The following is a 19,740-nucleotide window of genomic DNA, read 5'->3' on the forward strand; positions in this document are numbered from 1 at the left end:
GTTATGGGTTCCACTTGTTGGAGAGCGCGGGCCGCACGGTTTTCAGGTCCGGCTGGTTCTCGAGGAAATTGTCCGGGTAATAGCCGAAACTGGTAGCGCCCTGACGCTTGAGGCGGCCCATCCAGTCAGCCAACTGTGCGCCGTCGATGTCGGCGTCGGCGTCGTTTTTCGTCCAGTCGCGGGCCTGCAATTCGAACACCGTGCGGTCGAGTGCGCCGGGGCGCGATTTCACCGTCGCCACCAGCGTTTCGAGCCAGGGGCCGGATTGCTGGAGACTCTGTTTTTCCATGAGTGGCATGGCCATCGGCGCCGTCCAGTCGTAGGCGCCCAGGAAGTCGTCGAGGTTCTGCGCGAACCAGGCTTCGCTCTCGGGGTTGAGCATCGGCTCGGCGAAAATATTGCGTGCCGTTTTCACTTGCGGGCCACGAATGGCGCGGACCTTGGCGGTCAGTTCGTGAGTGAAATCGATCAGGTAGCGGCTCTTGAACCGCGTCCAGCGTTGCAGGGTAGCCGGATCGTCGCGCAGGGTGGCGATCGAACCGGGCAGACCGTTGGCGGCATAGACCTTCAGGGCTTCAGGCCCGGCGTCTTCGAAGTCCGACAGCACCGCATCATCGTGATAGAGGATGCCGTCGACCGAGGTCAGGCGTGCCACGTCTTCGTAGATTTCACCGATGATGCGCCGCACATTTGGATCGAATGGCGACAAGCGCTTGTACTGATCCGGATCGATCGACGTGGTAGCGGTTTTCGGGTCCCAGCGAGTGACTCGTGGCAACTTCGAGTCCAGGGCAAAACTCAGCACCGGCATCCACGCGAAGACCTTGACGTTAGCCCGAGTACGCAACTGCCAGGCCACGCGGTCGAAGAGGTCGGCGCGCACCGGCAGGTGCCGGTTGGGGAAGTACAGCGAATGCACCAGGCCATCGCCCGCTGGGTCGGCGAAGGCTTGCAGGAACACCGTATTGGCGCCCATGTCGGCCATGCGCTGGATCAGTTTGCCGAGGTTGATTTCCTGTTGGGCCGGGTCCGCGTCGTAGACGTTGTCCAGGTCCACATGCACCACGCGCATCGGCGATTCGGCCTGCACCGAGACGATGCTGTTGGCGAAGTGTTCGCCATTCGGGTCCGAGGCCACCAAAAAGCGCGGGCTGCTCATCAGGTTGTCGAGAGAATCGAGGCCGTCTTGCAGGGTCAGGGCCATCTGATAACCCTGTTCGTTGACCACTTGCAGCGAGGTGCCGTCCGCCGCGCCGTATGGCCAGACCCAGACACGCGGTTTGTAACCGGTGACCTTGCGGATCTTCTCCGAGATGGCCGCCACGTCGGCGCGCATCCGGGCCTGGAATTGGGCTTCGGTTTCATAGCGGCCGGTTGCAGCGTCATAACGCCGAGTGGCGGCCGCCGGTTGCAGGTTGCCTTGCGGGTTGGCCAACACGCCTTTGTGGCTGGCGTCGGTGTGGGCGGCGATTTCCACCAGACCGGATCGGGAAATCTCGCGGATCTGCTCCCAGGTCAGGAAGTCCGAACGCTTGCGTGGTGTACCGGCGAAATCCACCGGCTGGTTCAGCGGCGTATCGATCCACACCCCGACCGGCGCCAGCAAGGCATGCCAGTTATAGGCGCGCAGCACTGGCAACACGCGAGTGTAGAAGCTCGAATAGCCATCGTCGAAACTCAGCATGATCGCCCGTGGTGGCAGTTCAGGGCCGCCGTTGCGAGCCGCCATGACTTGGTCGACGGTAACCGGCTTGTAGTTGTTCTCCCGCAGCCATGCCAGTTGCTCGAGCAGGCGCTCGGTGCGCACGGCCACTACCGCCTGATCGGGGTCACGGTCTTCGACATCGTGGTAAGAGATCCCGAGCACGTGGTTTTTCGGCCACGGCTTTTCATTGGCCGACACCGGGCGTTCGGACGGCGGTGCGAAGGCCGGGGCTTGCTGGGCGCAGGCGCTGATCAACAGCGCTCCCAGCAGAAGGATGAAACGCGAAATAAAAGGCATCTTCAAACTCTTCTAGAAGCGGTAAGTGAGGTCGACGAGCAGGCGCAGATCGGTTTCGCGGTCGCCGTCATATGGCCGATTGATCACGCTCAGCAGGCCACCCACCTCGAATACGTCGTTCCAGCTGTAGCGCTGGCCGTAACCCAGCAGGCCGACGCCGCCGGTCCCGTGATCACGCTGGCTATAAGTGCCCGCACCGGCCTGGAACTGCTGGCTCCAGGAGGTTTCGTAACGGTGATAGAGCACGTGGTTGACGTTCACCGTCGGCAGCACGCTGAAGTCGGATTTGGGATTGAAGTACGGCACGTCGTCGGACTTGGAGTTATGGCTGGTGCCGACCTCCAGGCCGAGGTCGACTTGCAACCCTGGCGCGCGGTAAACACCCTCGCGACCGGTGAGCAAGGCTTCGACACGATTGTTGCCATCACTGAAGTGCGAGGGGCTGACCGCCAGCCTCCACTCGCGGCTCTCATTGGCGCGCCAACGGATGAAACCGCTGCCGCCGTTGGCGGTGATGTCACTGTTCAAGGCCCGCAACGGCGTTTGCGCCGACAGGTATTCGAGGCTGCCGCCGTACTGCCAGTGATCGTCGATGTCTCGGGCAATCGCCAGGCGCGCGCCCTGTTTGTTACCGAAACCGTAGGAATGGTTGGAGACCTCCGCTTCCAGGGTCGTGTCGCGGGTCCGACGTTCAAGCCCGACGCGCTGAAAACGATGGTGGCCGGTGCCTTCCTGGAAGTCGCCGGTGGCGTAACCGGCACCGGCGAACACGCGCCAGTCTTCATCTATGGGCGGGCTGTACAACGTGGTTTCGATGCCGAAATCGCGACTGCCGTTAACCGCCCCGGCGTCGCCGTTGCCACCGCCATAACTCTTGCCGCCATAGGCCTCCACTCGCAGCTCGGCCATGTCGTGGACTGCACGCTGACGCTGCAAACGCTGGACCTGACGGTTGTCTGGAAAACGCGCGACCACATCGTCGGTCAGCGCACCCATCTGCCGCCATTCCTGCAGCTCCATGGCGGTGTGGCCTTGTGCAACTTCCAGGCCGATGTCCCGCGGCGCCATGCTCTCGGTTTCCTTGAGCTGATTCTCGGCACGCCGTGGCCAGTCCCGGGCCAGGTACAGATCGGCCTGGGCCAGACGCAGACCGAGGTTGCCCGGGGCCTGATCCACCAGCGTCTGCAAACGCTGCTCACCCGACGGCAGATCAGCGCCGTAGGTGCCGGCCTGGGCGGCGAGTTGCTGCGCGTCCATCCATTCATCGTTGGGATTGCCCATCGGCAAGCCCTTGAGCTCGACGCGCGGCTTCTGAGTCTTGGCCAGGTCTTCAGCGACCTGACGCGCTTCATCGGCCTTATCGCTTTCGAGCAAGGCGTAATAGAGCGCGGTGCTGTCTTCCAGGCGGTCGCCGACATCGGCATCCGGCGCCACCAGCACCTGACGATACAAATCGGTGGCGATTTCCGGCTGACGCTGGTCCAGATAGGACGACGCCACCCAACGCAGGGCGTAGGTCGGAATCTTCACGCCTTCGGCGAGCAGCTTCTGGTATTCGGCGATCACATCAGCGGTGCGCGCACGGGCCTTGAGGGCGCCCATGCGATCGATTCGCCAGCGGATGACGTCATCGTGGGCCTGAGGATCCGGCGTCCAGGTCGTCAGCAACTGGTCATAATCGGCCAGCGCCCGATCGGCGATCACATAACGTTCTTTTTCGCTGCGAGTGGCCAGCTCGGCCAGGCGCACACGTTCTGCGGCCAGGTCACCTTCAAGACGTCGTAGCGTGACCGGATCCAGCAGCCCCGGTCGCTGACGCGCCAGGCGCAAGGCCGGTTCCGGCAGGCGGGCGCGTTGCAGGGCAATCACGTATTCCCGAGCGACGTCGGGCTTGCTGCCAGCGCGGATGAAGGCCTGGTCGTATTCAAACAATGCATCGTAGGTGGCGCCGGCGCGGGTCAAGGCATAGGCCAGGGCCAAGCGGCGGGAAGCATCATCCGGTTTCGCCGCCACCAGCGCCTTGGCGCGGGCAACGGCCTCGTCAGGTTTACCGGCGTCGGCCTGGGTCATCGCCAGCCCCAGCTGCAGGTCGGCATTTTGCGGTTCAAGGGCCAGGGCCTTGTTGTACACCCGGGTCGCCGAGTCCCAGCGCTTGAGGTTGCGATAGGCACGCGCGGTGGCGGTCAGGGCCTGAACCGGCATCGCCCGATTGTGCCCTTGGGTTTCATAGACCTGGACCACTTCGGCGTCCAGACCCGCCCAGCTGGCGATCTGCAAGTGATCGCTGATCTGACCGGTGGTGGCCTGGTTTACCGGTACCTGGCGCAATACGGTCAGTGCAGGCGTGTAGTTGCCGGCCCGTGCATCGCGAACCATTTGGTCGTAGGGGGTGTCGGCGAGCGCCTGCATCGGCCACAGCAACTGGCCGCACAGCGCAACGCGAAACAAGGGGCGCAAACCACGATGAATCAAGGGACCAGCAATACACGGCATTCGTCAGCATCCTTACATGGCCAGCCGGGTCGCAATGTCCCTTGCCCATTCGTAGCGGAAAGCCGGATCGAAAGACCCAGCCAAGCTTTATCGGCGCAGTCTTGCATGCAAGCGTAGTCGACTATTCAGAACACAAGAATTATTCAGATTCGTGACGCTCGGGTCTTCTCTGATACCAGCTAGTCAAACGCAAATCGGACCTGTAGGAGCCAGGCTTGCCGGCGAAGGCGTCCTTAAGAGCGCCTTCGCCGGCAAGCCTGGCTCCTACAAAAAGCGGTTCCTCTCCTCACCTCCTTTCGAAACCCCAGACAGCAAAACGCCCGGCGTCTGCGTGTTGCAGAGGCCGGGCGTTGCGGTGAAGGCCTGCGGTTTTACTGGAGGGTGACGTCGCCCGTGCCGCCGAGTTTGCTCATCACGAAGCCGACAAATTCTTCGAGGGTCATTTTCTGGCCGTTGAAGTCCACCTGATTGTTGGCGTAGTGCAGCTTGGTGACGACGTTGTTACCGTCCAGTTTCGCCAATTGTGTGCCGACCGCCATGCTGCCGAACATGTCAGCGGTTGCGCTCGCCTGATCGGCAATGAGCTTGGCGTCGGTCTGGCCGTCGATTTGCGACTGCACGGTGAGCACGTCAACCAGCATTGGCTTGGACACCAATAGGTTGAAGTCCAACAGAGCGATCAACTGCTTGACCAACTGGTCTGGCGGCAGGTCCATGGACTGCGGTTTGGTCAGGTCCAACACCAGATTGGCGCGGCTTTCGCCGTTACTGGTGTTGAACGACAGGTTTTCCAGAGCCACCTGCGGGCCGGCGGCCAGCAGTTTCTCCAGGCCGGTCTTGACCTGTGCCTCTTCGGCCGGGGTCAGGTTCAGCTCCGGCGCCGGTAGACCAGCGGCAGCAGCTTCAGTGGCGGCCTTTTCGTACGGTTGCAGTTTGGTCTGGTAGATCTGCATCAGCGACATCGTTGACGGGATGTCGAGGTTTTTCAGGCTCATGGCCATCTGCGCAGAGCCGACAACCTTGCCGTTCAAGGACACTTCACCAACCTTGTAATCGGCACGCCCCGAAGCGTTGGTGCCCGACTCCTCGGTCTTGTTCTTTATTTCAAAGTTCTTGAAGCCGAGTACCGACTGTTTGGCGCCGAAGGTGGTCTTGCTGCTGGTCAGCTCGATGGTGTTTTCGCCGGTGTAATAACCGTACGTGCTTTTGTTCAGGTTACTGGCCACGGTCAAGCCATTGAGCTCGACCTGCACCGGGGTCTGATCTTCGGCCACAGTGGTCAGCTTCAGGCTGTCCATGTAACCGTCAGCCTTGACCTTTTGCGCCTGGGCACTGGCGTCTACATCGAGTTTCATACCGGAGAAGGTCAGATTGGACTTGTCATCCAGTGCTGTTTCCAGCGGCAGAAACTCGAGGGTGCCTTTGGTGGAGTTGTCGTAGCCGATGTTGACCACGCCTTTGACCGGGGATTTGTCCTTGGCGGCCGCGAACCACTTCTCGGTCAGCGGAGTCTTTTCCAGCTCGTAGTGACTGGTGGCCAGGACCGGCAACCACTTCAGCGACACCAGGCGCGAGAACGGCAGCGGGCCGTGTTCGATACGGTCGACAAACAGCAACTCGACCGGCGCTTCACCAAACATCTCGCCTTCGCCCTTGAGGCGGTAGTGCGCGGTGCTGCTGAACACATGGCGGTCAAGCGACACCAGCTCCAGCGACGCCGTACCGTTGGAACCTGCCAGCGCGGCTTGCAGCTCTTTGTTGGCGTCGGCGATCGAGGTGTTTAGCACCCCATCGAGTTTGCTGCCGGTGTACCACGCACCGCCGGCACTGACTGCACCGATGGCCACGACAATTCCTAGAAGCACGCCTGCTGATTTATTCATGAAATACCCGTTCAATGTCCGTTGTTGAAAGTGTGGTCGTCTTCCCTGAACCCATGACGGGTTGCGGCTCGACTTCGCTAAAAGTGGGATGGAGATTAGCATTTGCGCCGCAAAGCGGCCCAATGATTAAAGGTGAAAGAGTGTCTATGGGTGCGCAGGGAATGTAATCATTCTGCGCAAGAGAGGTGGTGCCTGGAAAAGATCGCAGCCTTCGGCAGCTCCTACAGGTGTACGCCATTTCTCCGTAGGAGCTGCCGAAGGCTGCGATCTTTTCCACTTATGAATACTGAACCTCGATTTCATCAAGCTGATGATCGAAGCTTTTCAACCGCGCAGTCCACGTATACACCAGCACTTCAAAATCCCGATTGATCACCGCCCCGCCGGTCACTTCCGCGCGCGGGTCGCAGAAATCCAGCTGATAGCGTTCGCGGGCCATGGCGTTGGCGACATCGGACAGCTCTCGCGCATTGTTGAGCCAGTGCCACCCCTCGTCGGCCACCTGCTTGTCCAGCGCCAGGCATTGTTTCTTCAAGGTTTCGAGGCTTTTTTCCAGCGGCGTGCCGGTGAGTTCGCCCATGACTTCCTGGAAGGTGCGCCCCGGTTGCCAGTAACTGCCCCAGAAATACCGATCGAATACCGTTTCGACACGACGCAAAGCCACCTTGGTGTCCCAGATCAGCACCAGGGTCTTGCCTTGTTCGAGTTGTCGTTTCTTGATGCGCTGGTTCTGTAAAGAAGCCCAGGCGACCACCACGATAGCCATCACGGCGATCAACGCCGCCGCGCTGTCGAGGAATATCAGCGCCGTGTCGAGCTGGTGAGCCAGCATGACGCCGTAGAAATAGGTGGCCGACAGCAAAACCAATGCTGCAATGGCGCACCAGAAGCCGGGAGCGTAAGGGTTTTTCATTATTAGATCCCCATGACCAACGCAAGCCTTGATCGACGGGTTCGCCGCGCGCCCCCATCAAATCAAAGCATAGCAACGGCCTCAGGGTTTGCCGGGTTGTGACCCTTGCGTTCGTCCGCTTTCCCAGCCGCCACCCAAAGCAAGGAACAAATCGATCTGGCTCATCGCGACTTGGGTGTTGGCCGAGGCCAGTTGCGCCCGTACGTCGGTGTAGGTGCGGGTGGCTTGCAGGTCCGCCAGGAACGACGCGCGACCGGCCTGAAAGAAGCGGTGGGTCTGGTCTGCCGCCAGTTGAGCCGATTGCTCGGCATCTGCCAACGCATCGCGGCGTTGAAGCTGCGCGGAATATTGCGCCAGGCCGGTCTGAGTCTCGCGGATGGCGTTGAGCACCACGCCATCGAAATGCGCCAGCGCGCCTTGGGTCGCGGCCTCGGCCTCACGGATTCGCGCGCGAGAGCCGTTGGACGGCACGGTCCAGCTCAGCAACGGGCCGAAGCCCCAGCGATTGGTCGCCGGTTTGCCGAGGTTTTCCAGAATCCCGACCGTGCCAATGGTCGCGCCGATGCTGATGTCCGGGTACAACTCGCCGGTTGCAATGCCTATACCGGCGGTCGCGGCCGCCAATCTGCGCTCGGCCTGCCGCACGTCGGGTCGACGCTTGAGCAGCGTGGCGCCGTCACCCACCGGTAACAATTGCGCAATTTTCGGTAGCTCAGCGCAGTCGCTGGTGCCCGCAGGCAATTGCTCGACCGGTTTGGCCAGTAGCATCGATAAGCGAAACAGTCCGGCCTGACGTGCCGCTTCATAACGCGGCAATTCGGCGCGCAAGGATTTGAATTGGGTTTGCGAACGGGTGACCTGGGTTTCATCGCCGCGCCCGGCATCGCGCAAGCGCTGGGTCAGCGTGGTGCTCTGGGCTTGCAGGTCGAGAGAATGCTGAGCGATCTCCCGCTCTTCGTTGGCCGCGCAGACTTGGGTGTAAGCCCGCACCACATCGGCCACCAGTGTGATGCGCGCGGTGTCCGCTGCCGACTGAGTCGCATCGGCATTGGCTTTGGCCGCTTCGATGCCGCGTTGCAACGTGCCAAACAGGTCGAACTGATAAGACGTGGTGATGCCGATGTCACCGACGTTGGCCACCGGCACTTTATCCGCCAGCAGAAATGCCTCGCCGGACTCCTGTAGACGCTGGGCACCGATTTTCACACCGCCGCTCCAACCGCCCGCCGCCTGCGCTTCGTCGACCTGAGCGCGAGCCCGCGAAAGATTCGCCGCTGCCACCCGCAAATCGGTGTTAGAGGCCATGGCCTGCTGCACCAATTGGTCCAGACGCGGATCCTGATACAACCGCCACCAATCGCTGGGCACCGGCGCCGAAACGACATTTTTGCCGTTCACCGCCAGATCGCCCTGAAAGTCGTCACGGTGCACGGCGGCCTCGTCCGGGAAGTGATAATCCGGCCCGACCACCTGACAGGCCGACAGCAGCAGCCCTAACCCGGCCACCGCCAACCCAGAGACCCTGCTCATTGCGCCGGCTCCCGGGTTTGATCGTCGATGATCGACACCGTGGCCGTACGGCCGGCAATCATGCGGAAGTCCGCTGGCACGTCGTCGAAAGCAATTCGTACCGGAATCCGCTGCGCCAGTCGCACCCAACTGAACGCCGGATTGACGTTGGGCAACAGGTTGCTGCCGCTGCTGCGGTCGCGGTCTTCGATACCGGCGACGATGCTCTCAACATGCCCACGCAGACGGGCGCGGTCGCCGACCACGCGAATATCGACGCTCTGGCCGACATGAATGCCGTCCAGTTTGGTTTCTTCGAAATAACCATCGATGTGGAAGGAATTGCTGTCCACCACCGACAACACCGGCCGCCCGGCGGTGACGAACTCCTGGGAACGCGGCGCCCGGTCGTTAACGTAGCCATCCACCGGGCTGCGGATCAGCGAGCGGTCGAGGTTGAGCCGGGCGCTGTCCACCGCCACCTGCGCTTCCATTAACGCCACTTCGGCGCGGGCGACACGGGATTGGCTTTCTTCCAGTTGCTCGGCCGGGACCAGGTTGCCGAGGCCACGGTTACGCTTGGCCTCACGTTGAGCCTGGGCCAGGGTTTCCTGACGGTCGGCGACGGCCGCTTTTGCCTGGCGCAGTGCCAGTTTGAAACGGTCCTGATCGATGCTGAACAGCACCTGGCCGCGTTTCACCCATTGGTTGTCGCGCACCTCCACTTGCTGGATCAGCCCCGACACGTCCGGGGCGATCTGCACGATGTCGGCGCGGATGTGCCCGTCCCGGGTCCAGGGCGCGAACATGTAATACATGACCATGCGCCAGACCACGACAACGGCGAAGGTCACGATCAACAGCGTCAGGACTACACGGCCGAGGGTCAAAAAAGGTTTTTTCATGTCATCAGGTATCGACTGAGTGAGTCCACGGCGCCGAGGAGCAAGGCGTAGAGACCCACGTTGAACAATGCCCGGTGCCAGACCAGACGGTAAAAGTGCAGGCGCGTCAGCAACCCGTGCACCAACAGGTACAACACGTAGGTAATGCCCATCAATACCAGCAGCGTGGGCAGGAACACCCCGCTGATATCCAGATCACCGATCATAAAGGCGCTCCATCGATGCCATGGGGAAGCGGTTCTTCAAGCTCGCCTGTGCCGACGAACTCCACACCCGGCAGTAAGGCCAGGCGCAAGCCGCTCAGGGCGTGCAGCAAATGCAGACGGGCGCCGTCGTCGCACTCGGTATCGAGGGCGCGGCGGGTGCGGTCGAGAGTCATCAGCAACGAGCTCGGCGCTGGCAGACGTTCGTCGGCCTTGAGACAGGCCTTGAAGTACTCACCGACTTCGGCCACCACTTGCTGCAGCAGCATCTGCGGCACGCCCACCACACGCGGCGTATAGGCCAGCAGGTCGAGCAGATTCAACGCCACGCGCACTTCCCGCAGGGCGATCCCGGTGTCCTGGCCGGTCATGGCCAGCCGCGGCAAGTGCTGCATCAGGCGATCGAGGATCTGCACGCCCAATTGCCGGTGTTCGGCCAACGAAGCCGGTTCGGTGAGGCTGACGATGTCGCGCCAGCTGAAACGGGTCAGGCGCTTGGCCGCCAGTTCAGCGCCGAATGGCCGGGCGATCAGGGTCCAGATGAACGCGAACAGCAAGCCCATGGGACCCGCCAGGTTGGAGTTGGCGAAGCTGAGGAAATCCGCGTCGTAGGCGCCCTGAATGCTGATGAAGGACGACGTGTTGACGATGGTCAGCAGCATGCCCAGGTAGAAACGCGGCTGCACCGTCAGGGTACCAACGCAGATGAACGGGATGGCGAAGGCCAGCACCAACATCGGAAAGTCATGCAGGTTCGGCAGGATCAGAAACAGATAAAGGCTGGCGAACAGCACCGACATCGCGGTCCAGAAAAAGAACCGGTAGATCTGCGGCGCCGGGTCGTCCATCGAAGCGAAAAAACTGCACGCCACCGCCGCCAGAATCACCGCACTACCGCCGTCGGTCCAGCCGAGCAGAATCCACAGCACCGAGGCGACGATGATGGCGGTGACCGTGGACGCGGCCGAATAGAGCATCAACCCACGGTCGAGAAACGGTGACAGCCGACCGAGGCGCCAGTGCCGATACACCGCGCGCCAACTGTCCTGGCTCTCGCACTGAATGGCGTATTGCAGGCTGCGGCAGTCTTGCCATACATCGATCCATTCGCCGAGGCGATACAGCGCGTTGGAAAACAGCAACTGCTTGCGGTCGTCCAGCGCCTCGGCATTCGGTTGCAGCGCTTCGAGCTGGTTTTTCAGGGCCTGCCAGCGGTCGAGGTCCGCGTCTTTGTGGTCAAGCCATTCGGCGGTCGCGGTCAGCAGTGGCGCGAACTTATCCACAAGCTCCGGCGTGCGCCGCTCGAGGGCATATAGCGCGTCGTCGAGGGCATCGATCACCGGCAGCAGATGGATCATTCGCCCGCGCAGTTCCTTGGTATTACGCACTGTCTGCGGCCGCGCGCCCTCGTGGGGCAACTGACCGATCATCAATTCCAGGCTGTTGAAGTTCGCCACCATCGATGAACGCAGGGCGCTGACTTCGTCCGGCTGCACGTTACGGCTGAGGAAGCGCAGGTTGTAGGTCGAGGCATCGGTGAACCATTTGTTCACCGAATCGTTGAACACCGGCGCCAGCCGCCGTGGCCAGAACATAGCGCCGACCACCGCCGCGCAGGCGATGCCGAGAAAGATCTCTTCGGTGCGCGCCTCGGCCACGTCCCACACCGCCAGCGGGTTATCCACCACCGGCAGGGCGATCAGCGGCAAGGTGTAACCGGCGAGCATCAAGGCGTAGCTGTTGGCGGTGCGCAAGTGCAAGGACAGGAACAGCAAAATCCCGGTCCACAGCGCAATGACCACCACCAACACATAAGGGCTTTGCACAAACATCGGCACGAAAAAAACCGCCGCCGCCGCACCGAGCAAAGTGCCAACGGCGCGGTACAACGCCTTGGAACTGGTAGGGCCGACGAACGGACTGGAAACGATATACACCGTGGCCATCGCCCAATATGGACGCGGCATTTGCATCAGCATGGCGATGTACAGCGCGATCATCGATGCCGCGAACGTGCGCACACCGTAGAACCAGTCCCGCGCCGGGGGCACGCCGGTAAAAAATCCGCTCAAGGTTGAGCCACCGCTGGATGATTGGCCGCTTCGAAAGCTTTCAGTACCCGCAGCGCCGCTTCCAGATCACTCGGGGCGATCCCTTCGAGCACTTCATGGCGCAAACGCACCAACTCGACTTCGACGGCCTGCACCAGTTCGCGACCGGTCTCGGTCAGGCTCAGGCACTTGGCGCGTCGGTCTTGGGTGTCTTCGGTACGACAGACGTAACCGGCATGGCACAGCTGATCCAGCAAACGCACCAGAGACGGACTCTCCATCCCCGCCGCCTGCGCGACCGTCACCTGCCGCACACCCTCGCCCAAACGCCCGATCATCAACAACGGCACGGCGCAGGCTTCGGAGATTCCATAGTTGACCAGCGTGGTCTGACAGATCTTCCGCCAATGCCTGGCGGCCACCACCATGGAGCTGCTGATGTTCATCTGGAGAGCGTCGAGGTTCTTTGGCACGAGGGGATGCACACACTGTTAGTTTGCTAACTATCAATATGGCATTGGAGGGGAAAGTTGGTCAAGTTTTGAAACATATTGGCGAGCAATGGTCAGACATGGGAGCTCCACAGGGATCGCTGTCGAGTTTGAAATCTGTGTAACGTTCGCTATCCGAACCGAGAATCGAACAATGCCTGGTGATACAACAGAAACTGACAATATCTTCGATTTCGGAGAATCGGATCGTTACCACAACTTCCTGCAAAGGAAAGTGGATGCTGCACGATTCTCGCAAAACGAAGGACAGTGCCGCAGTAACGAAGAGATCGAAACCGAATTTGCCGCTATGCGGACGCAAGCGGCAAAAATAAGAGAGGTCTAGAACTATCAGCGCTTCTTGGCTCGGTCGTACACATCGCTGCGTTCGCGCTTACCAACCGCCACCACAGAAACGACTACGCGCTCATCAAAAACTTGATACACAAGCCTGTATCCCGATGACTTCAATTTGATTTTGTAGCAATCAGGCATCCCATGCAGTGAGTCGGAAGGGATTCGAGGCAATTCAAGCCGTTCCGCCAGTTTCTTTTTGAACTGCTCACGCAATGTATGCCCCAGCTTGTCCCACTCCTTGCGTGCGGAGGGCAGGAATTCAAGCTTATAGGTCATCCAGGCTTACCGGGACCGGCGTTTCATTTCTACGAGAGCGAACAATTTCCGCCAACTCGAAGTCATCGAGGCGCTCCATCATTTGCTCGAAAACATCGGCCGGAACCATGTATCCCATCACTCGGTTATGGTTCAGCACTGCCACAGGCCCACCGTGAGCACCGCTCAGAACTGCAGATGGGTTTTTCTTCAACTCAGACACGCTAACCGCCATGTCGGCCAGAACACTTTGCATAATTAAGACCTCAATTCAGGTCTTGATTCTGGTCTATTACCTGTTTCTGAGCAACCCTGGAAAAAGCTAACAAATTAAGTTTTTGCTCAGATTTTTTTACCACTCACCAGTTTTTTTACATTTCGCCGTTTCCCTACAGATTTTTTTACACCCCCCGCCCCTTCCTCAGCAGCACATCCAGCTGATCCACCACCTCCGCCCAATCCGCATCATCCAGAATTTCCTCACGCAGCAGCTCTGCCTGGCTCTCGTTCCAGAAGAACGCGTCCGCCAGGTGCAGTTCGGGTTTGAGCGGTGAATGGGTAGCGATGAATTTATCGATGCTTTCGGCGTCATCAGGCAGGCCGAGTTGTTTGAACAGGGAGGGGAGGCTGTGGGTAGGGGATTCCATGTTTGGCTCCTTCTTGATGGCTAAATTGGGGTGACCGCTACGCGGTCAATCGCGGGCAAGCCCGCTCCCACAGGGTTTTCGCGATTCCTGTGGGAGCGGGCTTGCCCGCGATTGACGGCAGCGCTATGCCGACAGACTCAACTCGCACACCTCGGCATGCGGCACCATTTTCAGAAATTCCGGCACGCTCATATGTACCAGATTGTTGTGGTTGCCGGCTTCGAGGTAGATGTCTTTCTGCCGGGTCAGCTGTGGGTCGATGACCATATCCATCCCGTAGGATTCGCCCAGTGCGGGCACGGCGCCGCGTTCGCAATCGTCGAACAGGTGCGGCAGGTTACTTTCCCGGGTGATTTGCCATTCGCTGCTGCCACGTACTTTGCTCAGGTCCAGGTGACGGCTGGCGGGCAGCACGGCCATCAAGTAGTGGCCGTGACGGTCGTCGAGAATCACCGATTTGGCGACCCGTTCGGCAGGGATGCCCGCGAGCCGAGCCGTTTCAAGGCTGCTGGCCGAGTGCGGGTGGGAAACGATGTCATATTCGCAGTGCGCCTTTTCCAGGCTGTTCTGCACGGTTTTTGCCATACGCATGATGCACCTCGGTGTCCGCAGCAACGAATCGCGGACGATGGTTAGCTTTTGGTCTCCCTTAAAAGTCTAGGCCCGCTGGTGGGATCCGGCGGGAAATCCGCCCGTCGGACGCTGTCGATAACTGGTCAAAATTCATACCAGTGCAGGCTCAACTAAACTTGTATACAGAGCCATGAACGGCTCGTGGACGGATGACTCTCCCGGAGGGTCAAGTGAACACACGTTGCTGTGCAATTGCGCTGCTGTTGGCCTTGAGCGGATCGGTTTTCGCAGCGGACACCCTCGTAGTGCTGGTTCCCGATCCCATCGGGCTCTGGCTGATCACCTTCGGCATTGCGTTTCTGATCGCCGAGGCGGCCTTGCCCAATTATGGCGTGGTCGGTCTGGGCGGCCTTGTGATGTTTGTGATCGGCGCGGTGATTCTGACCAATGCCGAGATCCCGGTTCCCTTGATGATCGGGCTGGGGCTGATCAGTGCACTGCTGCTGGGTTTCCTGTTGATCCGCGCCTTGAAAACCCGACCGCGTCGCAACGTCAGCGGCGACGACGAATTGCTGGGCAGCGTAACGCCGATAACGTCGTTGCAGGCGGGTAGTGCTTACATCGGCTGGGTGCACTTGCAAGGCGAGCAATGGCAAGTATTGTGCGAAACACCGCTGCAACCGGGACAACAAGTCCGGGTGGTGGCACGCAAGGGTCTACTGCTGGAAGTGGCTGCGGCTGACGCAGCGCCCGCAATGAACAATGATGGCGGAGAATAGTCATGGGCCTGCAACTGGGTTTTGCCGCGCTGCTGTTATTGCTGATTGCACTGGCGGGGTCGACCTTCCGCATCCTGCGTGAATATGAACGCGGCGTGGTGTTCCAGCTCGGGCGCTTCTGGCAGGTCAAGGGTCCTGGCCTGATCCTGCTGATTCCGGTGGTTCAACAAATGGTTCGTGTCGACCTGCGGACCGTGGTGCTCGACATACCGCCGCAAGACGTGATCACCCGCGACAACGTCTCGGTCAAGGTCAATGCGGTGCTGTATTTCCGCGTGCTCGATCCGCAAAGGGCGATCATTCAGGTCGAAGACTTTCTCATGGCCACCAGCCAACTGGCGCAGACCACGTTGCGGGCGGTGCTCGGTAAACATGAGCTCGATGAATTACTGGCCGAACGGGAACGCCTGAACGTCGACATCCAGCAAGTGCTCGATGCGCAGACCGATGCCTGGGGCATCAAGGTGGCCAACGTCGAGATCAAGCACGTGGATCTCAACGAATCGATGATTCGCGCCATCGCCAGGCAGGCCGAGGCCGAACGGGAACGTCGGGCCAAGGTGATCCACGCCGAAGGCGAGTTGCAGGCCTCGGAAAAACTCATGCAGGCAGCCGAAATGCTCGGCCGTCAGCCAGGTGCCATGCAGTTGCGTTACATGCAGACGCTGAGCTCGATTGCGGGGGACAAGAGTTCGACCATCGTCTTCCCGCTGCCGATCGAGTTGCTCAAGGGGATGGCAGATTTGTCGTCGAAACCCTGAGGAATTATCTCTAGCCTCCAAAAGATCGCAGCCTTCGGCAGCTCCTACAGGAGTACGCCGGGCCATTGTAGGAGCTGCCGGAGGCTGCGATCCTTTTCCAATGCCTCATAAGGCACTCGCGCCCAATGCTCCACTTGTTCACACAACAACGCCGAGGCTTCACGACGCTTGTCATCGCTGTCACCAACAAACACCTGCAACGGCTGCTTGGCATGTTGCCCCACCGCCGCAAACACTTGCCTGCGCTGCTCGATATCCAACGCAAAGAACGCTGCCAACCGCCCCGTCATGGCCTGCGGCAGTTCGCTGTAGTTCACCGCCAGGCCGCCAAACGCCAAGCATTGCGCCAATCCCGATGCCAGCAACCGACCCAACCGCCGGGCGATGTAATCCTCACGGCCGCTGAGCGCCACTTCGTCATCCAGCACGCTCGCCCCGATCATTCCCGGCACCATGTGCATGCCTGGGCGACGCAGATGCGAGACGGCGATTTCCAGCGGGTCGCGATAAACAAACAGCCACGGCGTTTCGGGAAAGCACTCGCGCAGAAACGGCAGCTCACCGATGTTCCAGGCGTCGAGTTTGATCACCAGCCGTTGCTCCACACCGAGCCGACGTTGCCCGTAGGCAGACAGCAACCCTTTGATGGCGGTACGGCGCTCGACAGCGGGCAAATCACTGCGCAGCAACGCATCCAGCGGCGGTGGTTCGCTGATGACGATGTGGTTGTCGAGTTGCGCCAGCATCTGGCTGATCAGGGTCGAGCCGCAGCGGGAGGCGTGGAAGATAAACGCACTCGGCATCAGGCCGGGACTGCAAACCTGCCAGTCAGAGAGCGTCGACAATGCAGTTTTTCGACGAAACGCCTGATTGAACGGCAGCCGCAGTGCATCCTCCACCGCATCACGGAAAAACGGCTGATGCAGTTGCGTGTCACCGAACCAGCACCAGTCAACCTGCCATTGCCCGGCTTCTTGCCAAACGCGGATCGGCAACCAGCCTTCGAGGTTCAGGCGCTCCATTGTTCATTCCATTGACGACGACCGTCGCGCATCGCCGCGCGCAGTTCTTCACGGGTGAACGCAAGTCCACGCTCGGCGGCCAGTTCCAGGGTGCGGGCGATAAAGGCTTGGTTGTCCTGCAACCCCTGCAAGGACTTGCACAGCTGCGGATCGCTGGCCACCAACGCTTGGAACTGCGCCAAAGCGTCTTGACCGATTGCCGGCGACGGCGTGGTTGCCAGCCCGTCGATGATCGCCTGCTCCAGCCAGGCACCGGGTCGGCAATCGAGCACCAGATGAATCCGTGCCTGAGTATCGCGATTGTCCACGCGATGAGGCCGCGACAGGTCGAGAAACCAGCATTCGCCAGCGGCCATCGGCATGCGTTGGCCGTCCAGCAGAAAGTCCACTTGGGGTGGACTGAGCAGCGGAATGTGCAGACGCAAATCAGCATCCGGCTCGCCCAGGTCATAGTCGCGATGCTCGTGAATGCGCCCGCCCGGGCCGAGCCGCAACAGGCGCGCGCAGACGATCTGCAGCGTCAGATCCCGCAGCCCTTGCTGCCATCGAACATCCTGCCGCCAGGGCGCCCGCAAAAGAGTCTCGCCCCGACCAGGCGACAGTTCAGTCAAGGCATCGGCTGCGGAAATTAGCGCCACACCGCTCCAGTCGCCAGCGTAATAATCGCTATTGAAATGGCTGTGCCAATCGCCCTCGCCTATTGCCGTCAGCGCCTGCAACAGCAACGGCAAATCCACCGTGACCGGCAAGCGGGAGAAGGCCGGCCGACTCATCGTTTCGGCAGCACCGCGCATTCGCCGAGCCAAGTCAGCAAACGGTCGAGACAGGCCTCCACCGACTGCGCGCCCGTGTCGAGCACCAGCGACGCGCACGGCGGTGGTTCGTAAGGCGCGGAGACACCGGTAAACCCCGCCAACTCACCCCGTCGAGCCCGGGCGTAATGACCTTTGGGATCACGCTGTTCACACACCGCCAACGAGGCGCTGCACCAGACTTCGCGGTAATCCTCGCCCAGCCGTCGGGCGAACACTTCACGCAACTCCACCAAGGGCGCGATCATCGCGAGGATGACGATTTGTCCGTTCTCGACCAACAGTGCCGCGAGTTCACTGGCGCGGCGAATGTTTTCCAGGCGATCGCTGTCGGTAAACCCCAAATCGCGATTGAGCCCCACCCGCAGTCCGTCGCCATCGAGCACCACACTCTGCACGCCGTGTTCGAACAGCTCGGCGTGCAGTGCCTGGGCCAATGTCGACTTGCCCGCGGCCGGTAAACCGGTCAGCAGAATCGCCGCGCCACGATGACCGTTGCGGGTCTCCCTTTGGGCGCGGCTGATGCTCGCCGTCGGCGCCAGCAGGTTATTGGACCGGGGCATGGGCCACCGGCACTGAGATGTTGCCCGCCGCCCACGCCTCTTCGCGATTGGCCAGGGCGGTGGCGATGGATTGGACTTCGGTCGATTGCACTTCGTCCGGCAGCGGATCGAGACCGGCGCTGGCGAAGATTTGCCCGTAAGCGTTGCGCAAGTCGGCGTAGGACAGGTCGCGACGCAGATCGGCCTGCAAGGTGTTCAGCTCGCCCTGGATCAGATCCAGTTCGCCCAGCCCGGCCGCCTGATAGCGATTGCGCAGTTGACCGACGATTTGCCCATCGATGTCTGACAGTTGCTGATTGGTCTTGAACTGCCGCATCGCCTCGCGATAGTTGGCGTTGGCCACGTAAAGCTGCGCCAATACGGCAATCGACATCGCCTGCCGGCGCGCCGTGGCGACTTCTTCACCGGCCTTGGCGACGTCGATCGCGGCGGGTGCGGAAATCACATTGAACAGGTTCCAGGTGACTTTCACCCCGTAATCCGCCCAGCCCTGTTCCACCAAAAACGAATTGCTGTCGTAATGCCCGCCAGCAGAAAACTCCAGCCCCGGCAACAGGCGCAGCATGGCTTTGCGGGTTTCGGCGGCGCTGATGCGGGTCTGGTAATCCTGCTCTCGCAACTCCGGCCGACTGGTCAGGGCTTCCTGTTCCAGGCTGGCGAGATCGACCTTGAGTTCCGGAATGACGTAATCATCCTGGGTCGCCAGCGTCAGATTGGTACTCGGAGGCAGGTTGATCAGGGTCGCCAGTTCGGTTTTCGCCAGCGACAGTGCGCGGCGTTGCTCTTCCAGTTGCCGAGTGGCTTCGATCAGCGAGCGCTGATAACCCAACGCCTGAATCGGATCGCCGATGCGCTGCTCGCTCATACTCTGGCTATTGTTGCGAGCGGTTTCGACCCGGGCCATCAGGCTGTCGATTTGCTTGAGCAAGCGTTCGGCGGCCATGGCTCGCCAATAGGCCGAGCGCACGTCCTGAACGATGGTGTTGATCACCTTGCGCCGACGTTCCTGAACGATCAGCCGCTGATCGCCCTGCTGCTTGGCGCTGATGTAACTGACACCGAAGTCGAGCACGTTCCAGACCATGGTCAGGTCCGCCACTTCACGGTCGCGGTCCTGGGAGGTCGACGGTTCCAGGGACTGGGTGCCGGTTTCCACGCTCTGGCTGCTGGAAGCATTTACGTTATTACGCCCCACGTACCCGGCGTCCAGCGCCATGCGTGGCAGCATGTCGAAGCTGGCGAGGTCGAGTTGGCGCTTGGCCAGGGCCTCTTCCATGATCTTGAGTCGGCCTTCAAGGTTGTATTTCACCGCACGGGCCATGGCCTGGTGCAGAGTCAGTGGGCCGCTGAGGGGCTCCTGACCCGTGTACATGTTTTGCAGATCGCTTTTGGCGCGTTGTTGGCTGACGCCGCGTTCGATCGGTTCACTGGTGACTGCACATCCGCTGATCGCCAGCGCCAGCAGACTGGCGCCGAATAACTTCTGACTTCTCTTCATCCTTGGAGCCCCCAGGTGCCGCC

General features: G+C 60.7%; 19 protein-coding genes. 2 read left to right on the forward strand and 17 right to left on the reverse strand.

Features of this window, described 5'->3' with window-relative positions:
- Position 1: 1 nt before the first annotated feature.
- The 13 genes from pgaB to F6R97_RS13575 all read right to left on the reverse strand — a co-directional run bounded on the left by pgaB (position 2) and on the right by F6R97_RS13575 (position 14,300).
- The gene (pgaB, locus tag F6R97_RS13515) at positions 2 to 2,002 is read right to left on the reverse strand and encodes a poly-beta-1,6-N-acetyl-D-glucosamine N-deacetylase PgaB (protein ID WP_050682825.1); all 2,001 of its coding nucleotides are present in this window, start codon (positions 2,000 to 2,002) and stop codon (positions 2 to 4) included.
- 12 nt (positions 2,003 to 2,014) lie between these two features.
- Positions 2,015 to 4,495 (reverse strand): poly-beta-1,6 N-acetyl-D-glucosamine export porin PgaA, encoded by a 2,481-nt coding sequence (pgaA, locus tag F6R97_RS13520; protein ID WP_315866671.1) that lies wholly within the window; start codon positions 4,493 to 4,495, stop codon positions 2,015 to 2,017.
- Positions 4,496 to 4,866: 371 nt separating this feature from the next.
- Complete coding sequence (locus tag F6R97_RS13525) at positions 4,867 to 6,378, reverse strand: YdgA family protein (protein WP_048395984.1); 1,512 nt, start codon at positions 6,376 to 6,378, stop codon at positions 4,867 to 4,869.
- 277 nt (positions 6,379 to 6,655) lie between these two features.
- Positions 6,656 to 7,291: a hypothetical protein gene (locus tag F6R97_RS13530; RefSeq protein ID WP_008068581.1), complete on the reverse strand. Its 636-nt coding sequence runs from the start codon at positions 7,289 to 7,291 to the stop codon at positions 6,656 to 6,658.
- Positions 7,292 to 7,372: 81 nt separating this feature from the next.
- Positions 7,373 to 8,821, reverse strand: coding sequence for an efflux transporter outer membrane subunit (locus tag F6R97_RS13535; protein ID WP_315866672.1), 1,449 nt, complete (start codon positions 8,819 to 8,821; stop codon positions 7,373 to 7,375).
- A complete protein-coding gene (locus F6R97_RS13540; protein WP_315866673.1) occupies positions 8,818 to 9,705 on the reverse strand; it encodes an HlyD family secretion protein in 888 nt (295 codons plus the stop codon). The genes F6R97_RS13535 and F6R97_RS13540 overlap by 4 nt, the downstream gene beginning before the upstream one ends.
- Positions 9,702 to 9,911: a DUF1656 domain-containing protein gene (locus tag F6R97_RS13545; protein WP_030128598.1), complete on the reverse strand. Its 210-nt coding sequence runs from the start codon at positions 9,909 to 9,911 to the stop codon at positions 9,702 to 9,704. Before F6R97_RS13545 ends, F6R97_RS13540 begins: the two co-directional genes overlap by 4 nt.
- Positions 9,908 to 11,980: an FUSC family protein gene (locus tag F6R97_RS13550; protein WP_315866674.1), complete on the reverse strand. Its 2,073-nt coding sequence runs from the start codon at positions 11,978 to 11,980 to the stop codon at positions 9,908 to 9,910. The genes F6R97_RS13545 and F6R97_RS13550 overlap by 4 nt, the downstream gene beginning before the upstream one ends.
- A complete protein-coding gene (locus tag F6R97_RS13555) occupies positions 11,977 to 12,405 on the reverse strand; it encodes a MarR family winged helix-turn-helix transcriptional regulator (protein WP_038978419.1) in 429 nt (142 codons plus the stop codon). Before F6R97_RS13555 ends, F6R97_RS13550 begins: the two co-directional genes overlap by 4 nt.
- Positions 12,406 to 12,801: 396 nt before the next feature.
- A complete protein-coding gene (locus F6R97_RS13560) occupies positions 12,802 to 13,083 on the reverse strand; it encodes a type II toxin-antitoxin system RelE family toxin (protein ID WP_007899567.1) in 282 nt (93 codons plus the stop codon).
- Positions 13,073 to 13,318 (reverse strand): type II toxin-antitoxin system Phd/YefM family antitoxin, encoded by a 246-nt coding sequence (locus F6R97_RS13565; RefSeq protein ID WP_007899564.1) that lies wholly within the window; start codon positions 13,316 to 13,318, stop codon positions 13,073 to 13,075. Before F6R97_RS13565 ends, F6R97_RS13560 begins: the two co-directional genes overlap by 11 nt.
- 145 nt (positions 13,319 to 13,463) lie before the next feature.
- Positions 13,464 to 13,709, reverse strand: a complete 246-nt coding sequence (locus F6R97_RS13570; protein WP_030128603.1) for a DUF2789 domain-containing protein — start codon at positions 13,707 to 13,709, stop codon at positions 13,464 to 13,466.
- Positions 13,710 to 13,832: 123 nt separating this feature from the next.
- Entirely contained in the window at positions 13,833 to 14,300 is a 468-nt protein-coding gene (locus F6R97_RS13575; protein WP_038978418.1) for an aminoacyl-tRNA deacylase, read from the reverse strand.
- A 212-nt stretch (positions 14,301 to 14,512) separates the two neighbouring features.
- Between F6R97_RS13575 and F6R97_RS13580 the strand changes: the two genes are divergently transcribed.
- Both F6R97_RS13580 and F6R97_RS13585 read left to right on the forward strand, forming a co-directional pair.
- Complete coding sequence (locus tag F6R97_RS13580) at positions 14,513 to 15,061, forward strand: NfeD family protein (protein ID WP_048395979.1); 549 nt, start codon at positions 14,513 to 14,515, stop codon at positions 15,059 to 15,061.
- A gap of 2 nt (positions 15,062 to 15,063) precedes the next feature.
- Entirely contained in the window at positions 15,064 to 15,822 is a 759-nt protein-coding gene (locus tag F6R97_RS13585; RefSeq protein WP_030128605.1) for a slipin family protein, read from the forward strand.
- Between the two features lie 44 nt (positions 15,823 to 15,866).
- On the opposite strand, the gene F6R97_RS13590 is transcribed toward F6R97_RS13585, so the two are convergent.
- From F6R97_RS13590 to F6R97_RS13605, 4 genes are read right to left on the reverse strand one after another with little or no spacing between them, the layout of a single operon-like run.
- The gene (locus tag F6R97_RS13590; protein WP_050682089.1) at positions 15,867 to 16,844 is read right to left on the reverse strand and encodes an aspartyl beta-hydroxylase; all 978 of its coding nucleotides are present in this window, start codon (positions 16,842 to 16,844) and stop codon (positions 15,867 to 15,869) included.
- On the reverse strand, positions 16,832 to 17,617 hold the full coding sequence (locus tag F6R97_RS13595) for an aspartyl/asparaginyl beta-hydroxylase domain-containing protein (RefSeq protein WP_050682106.1): 786 nt from the start codon (positions 17,615 to 17,617) through the stop codon (positions 16,832 to 16,834). The genes F6R97_RS13590 and F6R97_RS13595 overlap by 13 nt, the downstream gene beginning before the upstream one ends.
- Positions 17,614 to 18,219 (reverse strand): adenylyl-sulfate kinase, encoded by a 606-nt coding sequence (cysC, locus tag F6R97_RS13600; protein WP_050682090.1) that lies wholly within the window; start codon positions 18,217 to 18,219, stop codon positions 17,614 to 17,616. Before cysC ends, F6R97_RS13595 begins: the two co-directional genes overlap by 4 nt.
- Positions 18,203 to 19,717 carry a TolC family protein gene (locus F6R97_RS13605; protein WP_038978413.1) on the reverse strand — a complete coding sequence of 505 codons (1,515 nt, stop codon included), beginning with the start codon at positions 19,715 to 19,717 and terminating at the stop codon, positions 18,203 to 18,205. The genes cysC and F6R97_RS13605 overlap by 17 nt, the downstream gene beginning before the upstream one ends.
- Positions 19,718 to 19,740 lie beyond the last annotated feature (23 nt).

The organism is Pseudomonas sp. JV414, assembly GCF_032424305.1.
In the GTDB taxonomy this organism is placed as follows: Bacteria; Pseudomonadota; Gammaproteobacteria; order Pseudomonadales; family Pseudomonadaceae; genus Aquipseudomonas; species Aquipseudomonas lini.